At 36.2% G+C, this 12,633-nt stretch carries 10 protein-coding genes; 6 read left to right on the top strand and 4 right to left on the bottom strand.

Annotation, left to right across the window (positions count from 1 at the left end; all coding sequences use genetic code 11):
- The first annotated feature begins 299 nt into the window (after positions 1-299).
- Positions 300-1,670 carry a dipeptidase gene (locus ACILQF_RS05160; protein WP_395626345.1) on the top strand — a complete coding sequence of 457 codons (1,371 nt, stop codon included), beginning with the start codon at positions 300-302 and terminating at the stop codon, positions 1,668-1,670.
- Between the two features lie 57 nt (positions 1,671-1,727).
- Here ACILQF_RS05160 and ACILQF_RS05165 read toward each other — a convergent pair whose 3' ends face one another.
- Positions 1,728-2,825, bottom strand: coding sequence for a mandelate racemase/muconate lactonizing enzyme family protein (locus ACILQF_RS05165; RefSeq protein ID WP_395626346.1), 1,098 nt, complete (start codon positions 2,823-2,825; stop codon positions 1,728-1,730).
- A gap of 126 nt (positions 2,826-2,951) precedes the next feature.
- Between ACILQF_RS05165 and ACILQF_RS05170 the strand changes: the two genes are divergently transcribed.
- From ACILQF_RS05170 to ACILQF_RS05185, 4 genes are all read left to right on the top strand, one after another.
- Complete coding sequence (locus tag ACILQF_RS05170; RefSeq protein ID WP_395626347.1) at positions 2,952-4,979, top strand: thioredoxin domain-containing protein; 2,028 nt, start codon at positions 2,952-2,954, stop codon at positions 4,977-4,979.
- 46 nt (positions 4,980-5,025) lie between these two features.
- Positions 5,026-5,523, top strand: a complete 498-nt coding sequence (locus ACILQF_RS05175) for a peptidylprolyl isomerase (protein WP_395626348.1) — start codon at positions 5,026-5,028, stop codon at positions 5,521-5,523.
- A 126-nt stretch (positions 5,524-5,649) separates the two neighbouring features.
- Positions 5,650-6,567, top strand: coding sequence for a PepSY-like domain-containing protein (locus ACILQF_RS05180; protein ID WP_395626349.1), 918 nt, complete (start codon positions 5,650-5,652; stop codon positions 6,565-6,567).
- 161 nt (positions 6,568-6,728) lie between these two features.
- Positions 6,729-8,639, top strand: a complete 1,911-nt coding sequence (locus ACILQF_RS05185) for a beta-N-acetylhexosaminidase (protein WP_395626350.1) — start codon at positions 6,729-6,731, stop codon at positions 8,637-8,639.
- Positions 8,640-8,689: 50 nt separating this feature from the next.
- Here ACILQF_RS05185 and ACILQF_RS05190 read toward each other — a convergent pair whose 3' ends face one another.
- The gene (locus tag ACILQF_RS05190; protein ID WP_395626351.1) at positions 8,690-10,312 is read right to left on the bottom strand and encodes an ABC-F family ATP-binding cassette domain-containing protein; all 1,623 of its coding nucleotides are present in this window, start codon (positions 10,310-10,312) and stop codon (positions 8,690-8,692) included.
- Between the two features lie 255 nt (positions 10,313-10,567).
- On the opposite strand from ACILQF_RS05190, the gene ACILQF_RS05195 reads away from it, so the two are divergent.
- Positions 10,568-11,020, top strand: a complete 453-nt coding sequence (locus ACILQF_RS05195) for a 3-oxoacyl-ACP synthase (protein WP_395626352.1) — start codon at positions 10,568-10,570, stop codon at positions 11,018-11,020.
- On the opposite strand, the gene ACILQF_RS05200 is transcribed toward ACILQF_RS05195, so the two are convergent.
- Together ACILQF_RS05200 and ACILQF_RS05205 are read right to left on the bottom strand one after the other, a co-directional pair.
- A complete protein-coding gene (locus ACILQF_RS05200) occupies positions 11,010-11,939 on the bottom strand; it encodes an alpha/beta hydrolase family protein (RefSeq protein WP_395626353.1) in 930 nt (309 codons plus the stop codon). The two genes, ACILQF_RS05195 and ACILQF_RS05200, sit on opposite strands and share 11 nt — an antisense overlap.
- 72 nt (positions 11,940-12,011) lie before the next feature.
- Complete coding sequence (locus ACILQF_RS05205; protein ID WP_395626354.1) at positions 12,012-12,524, bottom strand: DUF2911 domain-containing protein; 513 nt, start codon at positions 12,522-12,524, stop codon at positions 12,012-12,014.
- Positions 12,525-12,633: the final 109 nt, after the last annotated feature.

Below are 12,633 nucleotides of genomic sequence, written 5' to 3' on the forward strand. Positions count from 1 at the left end.
GCCATGAGTCCAATGAAAAAAGCAAAGGCTGGTAGTAAATAGTTTTAAAATAGCCTAAAAAAAATCCTGAATGATTTTATATCATTCAGGATTTTTTAGGTTTTAGGGAATTGGAATACAGATTTTCTTAATAGATATAGTTATTGTATTAACAAAAAAGATATTTATTTTCTTTAAGGTTCATTTTCGGAAGTTTTGTTTCAAGGGCTTTGATTAATTTATTATTTTTTTTTGGTCAAATTTTTATTCGCCCACTTAGGCTAGACTTAGATTTATATCTTTGTATCAAAACAAATTGTATGCAAGAAATTAGAAAATACGTGAATGATAATAAGCAACGTTTCTTAGACGAGCTTTTCGAACTACTCCGTTTTCCATCAATCAGCGCAAATCAGTCGTATAAAGATGAAATGCTTAAAACTGCTGAGTTCGTTGCCGATAAGTTAAAGCTTGCGGGAGCTGATTTAGTTGAAATTTGTCCCACAGCTGGTTACCCAATTGTGTATGGCGAGAAAATTATAGATTCATCACTACCTACAGTTCTTGTTTATGGACATTATGATGTTCAACCACCAGATCCATTGGAATTATGGAAAACTCCACCATTTGAGCCTACTATTCGCGACGAGAAAATTTATGCTCGTGGTGCTTGTGATGATAAAGGTCAGTTTTACATGCATGTGAAAGCTTTTGAGTTGATGATGAGCACCAATACCTTACCTTGTAACATCAAGTTTATGATTGAGGGTGAGGAGGAAGTAGGATCAAGCAATCTTGGAATTTTTGTAAATGAAAACAAAGATCGTTTAAAGGCTGATGTTGTTTTGATTTCTGATACATCGATGATTAGTTTGGAGCATCCTTCATTAGAAACGGGTCTCCGCGGACTTTCATACGTTGAAGTTGAAGTTACTGGTCCCGATCGCGATTTGCATTCTGGTGTTTACGGTGGTGCAGTAGCTAATCCTGCTACCATTCTTGCCAAACTCATTGCCTCTATGCATGATGAAAATAACCATATTACCATTCCTGGTTTTTATGATGACGTTTTAGAGCTTAGTCCCGCAGAGCGCGAAATGCTTAACAAAGCACCATACAATGAAAATGAATATAAAATCGACCTGAAAGTGGATGAATTGTGGGGTGAGAAGGGCTATACAACTATTGAACGTACTGGCACTCGTCCCACTCTCGAAGTTAATGGAATTTGGGGCGGTTATATTGGAGAAGGTGCTAAAACAGTATTGCCATCCAAGGCTTATGCTAAGATTTCGATGCGTTTGGTGCCTAATCAGCAATCAGATAAGATTACCAAATTGTTTAAAGATCACTTCGAAAGCATCGCTCCTAAAAGTGTAAAAGTAAAGGTTTGTCCACATCATGGTGGTGAGCCGGTTGTTACCCCAACCGATAGCATTGCCTATAAAGCAGCACAAAAAGCGATTTTGGAATCATTTGGTAAAGAACCAATTCCAACACGGGGTGGTGGAAGTATTCCGATTGTTGCTTTATTCGAAAAAGAACTGGGAATTAAAACTGTATTGATGGGTTTTGGCTTAGATAGCGATAACCTACACTCACCAAATGAGAAATTTGATATCGCTAATTACTACAAGGGAATTGAGACTATTCCACTTTTCCACAAGTATTTTGCCGAGTTAAGCAAGTAATTTTTTCGTCAATATCTTAATCTAGGTGAACCCTCATCTAGATTAAGATACTTTTTTTTATATCCGCCACATTTCGCAGTTTTTCAAAAATGCATCGTCTGCATCTGCACCAATTCCTGGTGTATCTGGAATGTCTAGAAAATAGCCTTTATAAGTTACTCCTCCAATTACAGGATCAACTAAATGCCCTAATAAACAGGTGTCTAGATCGAAAAATTTAATATTTGAACAGGCGTATGCAAAATGTAGGTTGGCACTTAAGGCAATTCGGCTTTCGAGCATGCTTCCAATCATGCAGGGTATACCCGCACTTTTGGCCGTTTCATGAATTTTAAGGCCTTCATTTATTCCCCCCGACTTAGCAAATTTAATGTTGATGAGGTCGCAGGCGTCGGAATTAATTAATTTACGAGCATCGTGATGATTATAGCAACTTTCATCTGCCATGATCTTAATTGCCGTATTTTTTCTTAATTCTGGGAGCAAATCATCATACCATGTACGCATAGGTTGTTCACAAAATTCGATGTTAAGTGCGTCCATTTCATTTAAACAAAATAAAGCCTCCTCATAATTCCATCCTTGATTTGCATCTATTCGAATGAGCATTTCTTTACCAACAGCTTTTCTAATTGCTCTTATGCGTTCCAGGTCGACTTCTGGTTTCTTGCCAAGTTTAATCTTTAAAATACTTGCTCCTTGTTTTTGATAAAGTAGCGCAATTTTTGCCATTTCCTCCGGACTTCCAATTCCGATGGTCATGTCGGTTTCAACTTTTCTTTTTTCACCACCTAAATATCGATAAAGTGGTAAATTCTGATTTTTTGCTGCAAGATCGTATAGTGCCATATCAAAAGCACTTTTTATTGTCGAGTTATGAGCAGCAAAATTATGCAGGTCTTGAATTCGTGCAGAAATATCAAGGGCATCTTTTCCTTTCCAAATTTGGGCAAAATCCTTAGCCATCGCCAGGCAGGTTTCTTGAGTTTCACCAACAATCATGGGGAAGGCAGAACATTCGCCAACACCATAATGTGCGGTGTCTGTATGAACGCGAATGAAAACATTTTGTGCAAAATCCATGGTTCCAGTTGCAATTACAAAAGGCTCCATTGGAATACTAAACCTGTAAACATCGATATGGGTAATTTTCATGCCGAAATTTAAGGCTTTATTCTGATGCAAAAAATAATTCTTGAAATAATTAAGAAGAGTAATTATTGCTTTGATATTATCAGATGCTCACATGTAAATCATTATTTTTGTTAAAAATCCAAGCCCATGTCTAACAGACTCATCAATCAATCATCTCCCTATCTCCTGCAACATGCCAACAATCCGGTTGATTGGTTTCCTTGGGGAGAAGAAGCATTGGCAAAGGCAAAAAATGAAAACAAACTTATTTTAATTAGTATTGGATATTCCGCATGCCATTGGTGCCATGTCATGGAGCATGAAAGCTTTGAAGATCAAGGAGTTGCTGACATTATGAATGCAAATTTTGTTTGCATTAAGATTGATCGTGAAGTTCGTCCGGATATTGATCAAATTTATATGGATGCAGTACAACTAATGACTGGGAGCGGTGGTTGGCCATTAAATTGTTTTTGTTTACCCGATCAGCGTCCGATTTATGGTGGTACCTATTTTAAGAAGGAGGATTGGAAAAGCATTCTGAAAAATTTGGCTGATTATTGGCAGCAAAAACCAGAGGATGCTATTGGATATGCAGTTAGGCTCACTAATGGTATCAATAAGGGCGAACAGCTCCTTAAAATTGAAGAGGAACATCACTATTCAAAAAAAGATGTGTCGGATGTTTTTGAATCATGGAAACGTACATTCGATTTAGTGGAGGGCGGTTATAATCGTATTCCCAAATTTCCGCTGCCTAATAATTGGCAATTTATGTTGCGCTATGCCCATCTTATGAAAGATGATTTAGCACATACCGCAAGCCGTGTTACCTTACAGAAAATGGCTTTTGGGGGGATTTACGATCAAATAGGTGGCGGTTTTGCTCGATATTCGGTTGATGGTAGATGGCATATTCCTCATTTTGAGAAAATGCTATACGATAATGCGCAGTTGATATCTTTATATTCAGAAGCATTCCAGTATACACCCGATCCGATTTATAAAAATGTGGTTTATGAGTGCTTAGAATTTATTGAAAGGGAAATGACATCCCCAGAAGGTGGTTTTTACTCAGCCATTGATGCCGATAGCGAGGGTGTTGAGGGAAAATTTTATTCCTTCTCAAAAGAGGAGATAAGATCAGTTTTAGGCGATGATGAAGAATTATTCAGCATTTATTATCAGCTTAGTGAGGAAGGTAATTGGGTGGAAGAGGGAACCAATGTTTTTATAAGGAATTTAGAAAATGCTGAATTAGCATTACAATTAGGGATAAGTGAGGAAGCTCTAGAGAGTAAAATTAATCAAGCAAAGTTAAAGGTATTGGAGGCACGTTTATTGCGTATCCGACCGGGCTTGGATGATAAAATACTCGCTTCATGGAATGGGATGATGTTGAAAGCTTATTCCGATGCTTATCGTGTATTTGCTGAGCCTAAATTTCTTGAAAAAGCTCAAAAAAGCGCCAAATTTATTGTTGATCAATTGATTATAGATCAACAATTAGTGCGTGTTTATCAGAAAAATATTGGGCAAGAGGAACCGACAGCGGCTTTTCTTGATGATTATGCTTTAGTAATTGAGGCTTTCATCGCACTTTATGAATCATGTTTTGATGAAGAATACCTTGAAGTGGCCAAAAAATTAACAGATGTAGCTATTGCCGAATTTTATGATGAAGAGAGCGGTATGTTTTTTTATACTGCTAAGTCGGGCGAGCAGCTCATTGCCAGAAAACAGGAAATTTTGGACAATGTTATTCCTGCATCTAATTCAGTAATGGCGCATAACCTTTTTAAAATGGGGCATTTTTACGATCATAGCAGCTATCTAACTATATCGGAGCAAATGCTAAGAAATGTACAGGCTCGAATAAAAAGCTATGGTTCTGGGTATTCAAACTGGGCTTCTTTATTGTTATTGCATGTTTTTGGAGTCTATGAAATTGCTATTACAGGTGCCTCTGCCGAAGAAAAAAGGAAGCAATTAGAAAAATATTATATTCCTAACAAAATACTTTTGGGAGGTTCTTCAGGAACATTACCTTTGTTGAAAGATAAATGGGCCACAGAAACAAAAATCTATGTGTGCCAAAATAGAACTTGTTTATTACCAGTTGTTGAGGTAATTGACGCAATTAAACAAATCGATAACCCAATACAAGGCCGGTGATTTAGGAAAAATAATCCTAGCCTGTCAATTACTTAATTTTATGAAAATGACAATTCAATTAAACAGCGTTGTAGCGCTAACCTATGATCTTTACACGAAGGAAAACGATCAAGAAGAATTTGTAGAAAAAGCAGATGAGCAAAATCCATTAGTTTTTTTATTTGGTGTAGGAATGATGCTTCCTAAGTTTGAAGAAAATCTATTTGGTTTGAACGTAGGTGATACCTATGATTTTCATTTAGCAGCAGAAGATGCTTATGGCGCTAAAGATGATAGCCGTGTAACTAATCTTCCAAAAGAAATGTTTGGTGAAATGGAAATTCCGGTAATTGGTTCAATTTTGCCTTTACAGGATGATCAAGGTCATCAGTTTAGTGCAAGAGTAAAGGAAATTTCAGAAACTGATGTCATTGTTGATCTAAATCACCCAATGGCTGGACAGGATCTCCACTTTATCGGGAAAATTATTTCGGTTCGTATCGCAACGGATGATGAACTTGCTCACGGGCATGCTCATGGCGCTGATGGACATGAATCACACTAAAAATTAATATTATTGTTAAACAAGGGCATTGAATAGTCAATGCCCTTGTTTATTTTTTTAAAAAAATATAAAAAATCATCTATTCTTCATCTTGCCCCAATAATTTTATAGAAAAAATAAAAGACCATGAAGAAACAAACACAATTTAAAAGTGCTTTACTTGTATTGAGTATAGCCTTAATGAGCCTTGGCGCATGTAAAAAAGATTCAATGTCTATAGATAACGAACTTGAGTTCGCTAAGCTTGAAGCGATTACTATTAGCAGCACTTCTGCTTTAGGATCTAGTTTTGGACCATCGGATAGTTTATATGCTATGGGAGCTTGCAAGAAAGGATTTAAGAAAACTCCCATTGAGTTAGCGGCCCTTTCTTCTACAATTGCAAGCTATATGAACACTAATTATGCTGGATTTACCTTCCAAAAAGCTTATCAAATTTCGAATCAAACAACTTCAGCAATTGATAGTTATGTTGTAGTTATTCAGTTTAACGCAAAGCCTGTTGCTTTAAAATTTGACGCTGCTGGAGCTTTTGTTAATGTATTGGAGCTAAGAGAAGGTCGTAATATGAAAGGTCGTGGTGGATGGCATGCTGGTGGTTTTTTTGACCACAGAGATGGTAAACAACGTGATACTTTGGCCATCAGTGCGATTCCTTCGGCCATTAAAACATATATGTCAACAACTTATGCAGCTGATACAATTGTTCATGCTTTTGTAAATAAAGATCAAAGTATCGTTGTGATTAGCAAAAATGTAAATTATTTTGCAACTGCATTTAGCTCGTCTAATTCTTTCTTGAAGCGTCATCAATTGCCTGCTTTCCCTGGAAAAGGAATGTCGATTGCCGCTACTGCTTTGCCAGCTGCTTCAACTACATATTTAACCACAACTTACCCTAATTACGTTTTCAAAAAAGCATTTGAAATCAAAGCAAATGGGGCAATTAAGGGCTACTTAGTATTAATTGATGCCAACCTAACAAAATATGCTGTTCACTTTGATGCTTCAGGTGCTTTTCTAAAAGCAGTTACCATCAGGTAGATTATATTTCTATATATCTAAAGCAGCTCCCATCCCAGGGAGCTGCTTTTTTTTGCGTCATTGTATGACCTTGATATTCATTTCACTTTCCTTCGCAATCTTTGTTTAAACAGTGATTTTTAGCTATTTTTAATCCTTCCCAAACAAGCCTAGAAAATCAAATGAAGAAAATTGCATATTTTTTATCTTTTCTCCTGCTTTCTTGTAGTGTATTTGCTCAAAAACATACTCCAAGGATAGCAATTATTCCTGAACCGGTTTATTTAAAATCAGGTTCTGGTTATTTTAAACTACCAGAAAATATTACGGTTTATGCGTCTAACTCTGCTGAATTACAATCTGTAATTTCCATTATAAGTCAAAGAATTGCTCCATCAACGGGTTATCAAGTCAGTTCTAAGAAAGGTTCTGGTCAGGCAAGTATAAATCTGACTATAAATGATTCTTATGATTCTAAATTAGGAAATGAAGGTTATCACCTAAACGTAACAGTTTTTGGTGTAAACATTACTGCTAATAAGCCTGCAGGCTTATTTTATGGAGTTCAAACATTAATGCAATTGCTTCCAAAAGAGATTGAAAGTAAGCAATTGATAAAACATGTAAACTGGCAAATTCCGGTGGTTGACATCACTGATTATCCTAAGCTTGGATGGCGGGGTTTGATGTTTGATGTAGCAAGGCATTTCTTCACAAAAGAGGAGGTTAAGCAATACATTGATGCCATGGCTAAATACAAATACAATATTTTGCATTTGCATCTTACCGATGATGAGGGCTGGAGAATTGAGATTAAGGGCTTTCCAAAGCTTACAGAAGTTGGGGCTTGGAATGTGAAGCGTATCGGTGAGTTTGGCGATTTTATTCCTCCTAAACCTGATGAGCCACGTAATTATGGAGGGTTTTATACACAAGAAGACATCAAGGAATTGGTACTTTATGCAAAAGACAGATTCATAGATATTCTTCCAGAGGTTGATGTTCCCGGACATAGTCTTGCTGCAATTGCTTCTTACCCCGAACTTTCGTGCACTCCTGAAGCAATAAATTATAAAGTAAGATCGGGAGAAAAAATTATGGATTGGTCGGGAGGGGCGCCACCTAAAGCCTTAATCGATAATACGCTTTGTCCTGCAAATGAACTAGTTTATAGCTTCATGGATACAGTTATTACCCAATTGGCACAGCTTTTCCCATTTGAGTATATTCATGTGGGTGGTGATGAAGCTCCGATTAATTTTTGGCAGAAAAATCAACAGATTAAAGATCTTATGCTTCGAGAAGGAATTAAGGATATCACCAAAGTTCAAGGGTATTTTACGCGGAGGATTGAAAAAATTGTAGAGTCAAAAGGCAAAAAAATGATGGCTTGGGACGAGGTTTTAGAAGGAGGTGTTAGTCCGACAACCGCCGTAATGAGCTGGCGTGGAATGAAATATGGCATTGAGGCAGCTCAAAATAAACATGAGGTGGTAATGAGCCCTACAACCTATGCTTATTTGGATTATATGCAGTCTGATGTTATTTCAGAACCACGGGTTTATGCTTCTTTACGTTTAAATAAAACCTACGAATTTGAACCAATACCTAATGATGTAGATCCAAAATATATAAAAGGAGGGCAAGCCAATTTATGGACTGAGCAGGTTTATAATATCCGCCAAGCTGAATACATGACATGGCCGCGGGGACTTGCTATTGCCGAATCTGTTTGGTCGGCGAAGGATAAAAAAAATTGGCCAGACTTCATTTCAAGGGTGGAGGAGCATTTTAAACGCTTTGAAGTTTCGGAGACAAAATACTCGCCAAGCGTGTATGATCCAATTTTTAAAGCAGGTAAAACTGACGATAAAAGGTTAACGGTGGATTTGAGTTTAGAAATTGAGGGACTTGATATTTACTACAGTTTTGATAATTCTTTCCCAGATCGCTTTTATCCTAAATATATAGGCACATTGACCGTTCCAATTGATGCAAAACAGTTAAAGCTAATCACTTACAGGGGAAATAATCCTATTGGTAGAATGCTTACTATGCCTATTGAGGAATTAAAAAAACGAGCTAAATTGTAGTTTTTTTAATAAAAAGAGTCGGTAGTTTTAGCTTACCGACTCTTTTTTGATTATGAGTTTAATTCTTCCCGTTGTTGTTTTACAACATCGCTCGAAATATACTCATCATAAGTCATTAGTTTATCAATAATTCCTCCCGGAGTCAATTCAATGATGCGGTTTGCAACAGTTTCAGTCAACTCATGATCTCGTGAGGTAAATAAGATAATTCCTCTAAAATCTTTCATTCCATTGTTTAGGGCAGTGATAGATTCTAGATCTAAGTGGTTAGTTGGTTCATCAAACATCAAAAGATTTGCTTGTTGAAGCATCATCCTTGAAAACATACATCTCATTTTTTCACCACCTGAAAGAACAGAAGATTGTTTTAGAACCTCTTCGCCAGAAAACAACATTCGTCCTAAGAAACCTCTGATGAACTGCTCGTCTTTATCCCCTTCAGAATATTCACGTAACCAATCAACAAGATTAGTTTCTTTTGCCTTAAAGTATTCCGAATTATCATTTGGGATATCTGCGATATTGATTGTAACACCCCATTTATATTCCCCTTGATAATCCGTATCACGACCACTTAAAATATCATAAAATGCAGAAGTGGCTAAACTATTTTCAGAAAGAATGGCGATTTTATCTCCTTTATTAACCATCAAGTTAATTCCTGAGAATAATACTTCACCGTTTAATTCTTTTTTCAGGTTTTCTACCTGCAGGATTTGATCTCCAGCTTCTCTACCCTGATGATTGAAAATAATTCCTGGATATTTACGGTTTGAAGGCTGTATTTCATCAATATTGATTTTGTCTAATGCCTTTTTACGACTGGTTGCCTGCTTTGATTTTGATGCATTTGCACTAAAGCGACGAATAAATTCCTGAAGTTCTTTTACTCTTTCTTCGGTCTTCTTGTTTTGGTCTGAACGTTGCTTTAATGCCAGCTGACTCGACTCATACCAGAAAGAATAGTTTCCAGTATATATATTCATTTTACTGAAATCGATATCTACCACGTGGGTACATACCGTATCTAAAAAGTGCCTATCGTGAGATACAACAAGGATTATTCCCTCGTATGAAGCAAGGAAATCTTCAAGCCATGCTATTGTTTGTATGTCCAAATCGTTGGTAGGCTCATCCAGAAGTAGAATATCAGGCTTCCCAAATAATGCTTGTGCCAATAAGATTCTTACTTTTTGATTTCCATCTAAATCCTTCAATAAAGTATAGTGAAACTCTTCTTTGATACCCAAATTACTAAGCATGGTTGCTGCATTGTTTTCGGCATTCCATCCATCCATTTCAGCAAAAATATTCTCTAGCTCGCCTGCGCGTTCGCCATCCTTCTCCGTAAAGTCCTCTTTTGCATAAAGCGTATCTTTTTCCTTCATGATACTGTAAAGCTCCTTATGGCCCATTAATACAGCTTCAATTACTGGAAATTCATCAAAAGCATAGTGATTTTGTGTTAAAACCGCCATTCTTTCACCTGGAGTGAAAGATACTGATCCACTTGATGGATCAATTTCTTTGGATAGGATTTTTAAAAATGTGGACTTTCCGGCTCCATTTGCACCGATAATGCCGTAGCAATTACCCGATGTGAATTTTAAATTTACTTCCTCAAAAAGGGTTCGTTTGCCGTAGCGTAAAGATAGATTTGATACTGTAATCATGAATATTTAATAAAATGCAAAGATACGGATTTTCGATGGTATATTAAATTTAAACAGCTTTAATGCACCCTGGTTTAAATTTTAGGTAATTTCAGGAAAGGATTCCCTATTGGTTTAGTGGACCCTTTAATGGAAATTATTGTTCCGTTTTTTAGAATAGGAGTTTTGATTAAATTATTCTTATTTATTAAATTATTTACCAACAATGCACCTTAGGCAGATGTAAATATTTAAAAAATATGCTTCTTTGTAGAAATGAATAGGATTAAGGAAGAATTGTTCAAGCAGTGTTCTCAATACGTTGAGGAATGTATTCATACTGCTCAGCTCGCCATAAAAGATGCGCGCGAATCGGCAAATGATGATACCAAAAGTAGTGCTGGCGATAAATTTGAAACTGGGCGTGAGATGATGCAACAGGAAATTGACAGAAATAGGAAGCAATTGGAGGAAGCGAAAAAAATGAAGCTAGCTCTTGAGCAGATTGAATCTTATCAGCCTTCAGAAATTATTCATGCTGGAAGCCTAGTAATAACAAATTATGGTAAATTTTATATATGCATCAGCCGCGGGCAAATTCAAGTTGAGGGGACCAATTATTTTGCTATTTCGCCAATTTCACCTATCGGACTTAAACTCATGAGACAAAAAATGGGCTATGAATTTGATTTTAATGGGAAAGACTTTAAAATTGAATCTATTTTTTAATTTTTAAATCACTTGATTTTTCTTCCTTCTGAGGGAGAGAAACAATATCCTTATTCATCCAGCTTACTATTTCTTTGGTCAGTGCGATTCTCCGATTTGAAAAAGCATGATCCGTGTTCCAGATTTTATATTCAAAGGTTTTACTTTTATTGTAATTGGTGAATGTAGAATTATTCATATGTTCATCTATTACCATGATTGGTTTTTTTGAATTCGCAATCATTTTTTCGATATTATACTGATTGATATCTCGCAAAATATCGTTCAAAAATTCGTTTGGGTTACAGTTAAGCATCCCTAAGCTGAGTAAATATTCCTTTAAGCCAATTAAATTCCCTTCGGCATTTTCACCCTGTAAAAGTGTAAATGGATTAAATACGGAGATTGCAAATACTCCCTTAACACGTGAATCTTTTAATCCGGCAATTAAGGCTAAACCAGCACCCATGCTATGTCCAACAAAGGCAATTTTACCAGTATCAACTTTTAACCGGTCTTTATTTAGGCTGTCTGTTAGATAGTCAAGCACCGCTTGAGCATCTTCAATAGCATTCTTAAATTTAAAAACGCCCTTGCTGCCCCAGGCACCTCGGTAATTGAAATAGACTACATTAATGCCGGCTCTTCGTAAATTCTGTGCTAAATCTAGATTGCGCTCGTTTCCAGGTAAGCCATGTAGTAATACAATGGTTGGATGCGGCCCCTTACCATCTGCAGTATAGGCAAATCCGTACATTGTTGATCCAGATGAATTAATTTGTAATTCAACTTGTGCTGCAGGATAAAATTCGTCGGGTTTTAGGTCGTTATAAATATATTCAATGTTCTCCTTTTCAGATTTTGAAGATTTCGATTGACAAGAAGATAGAATGATTACTGAACAAAAAAGTACAAGAAAACCCGAAAAAACAATCTTCATAAGCAATAATTGAAAGGATAAGACATAAAAAAAGGTTTAATTTATTGTTAAACCTTTTCAGACATTGATGTTTTATTGAATTTTAAAACTAATTTGAGTATCCCCCCAGAGTAAGTGAACATTGCCATCTTTTGCAATATCAAAGCTCATCATTTCAGTGAATTCTTTTGCTTTGCTAGGTTTTACTTGAATCCGCAAAATATCATCGCTTTCTACATAAACGGTACCCCAGTTTTTCCATGTTTTGTTAAAAATGATAGTCCATTCTTTCTCGCCAGGGATAGAGTAAATACTATATTTTCCAGCTGCTAAATCTTTTCCTTCAATCTTCACATCTTTACTAGTTTCAAATACAGTAGCCTCGTTAGCTCCTGTGCGCCATACTTTTCCTGATGGAGTAAGCTCAATCAGACTTCTACCTTTTAATGATGGTCTGCTATAATCAATAGATACTGTAGCACCTGAATTTAAAGTTTGTGAAACTAGTGCTGGCGGACTAGCTCTTTTGCTTTTATCCTGTTGTGCAAAAGCGCTAAAATTGGCTAAACTGCTAAAAATTAGGGCTAATAAGATTAATTTTTTCATAATATTTTAACGTTAAATTTAAATATAGGTATTTGAGCTTCAATAATAACTATTTTCCATTTAAAAACTTTTCACAATGCTATTATGAAGGGTTTTTGTGTTCCAATAT

The organism is Daejeonella sp., assembly GCF_044232565.1.
Lineage (GTDB): Bacteria > Bacteroidota > Bacteroidia > Sphingobacteriales > Sphingobacteriaceae > Daejeonella.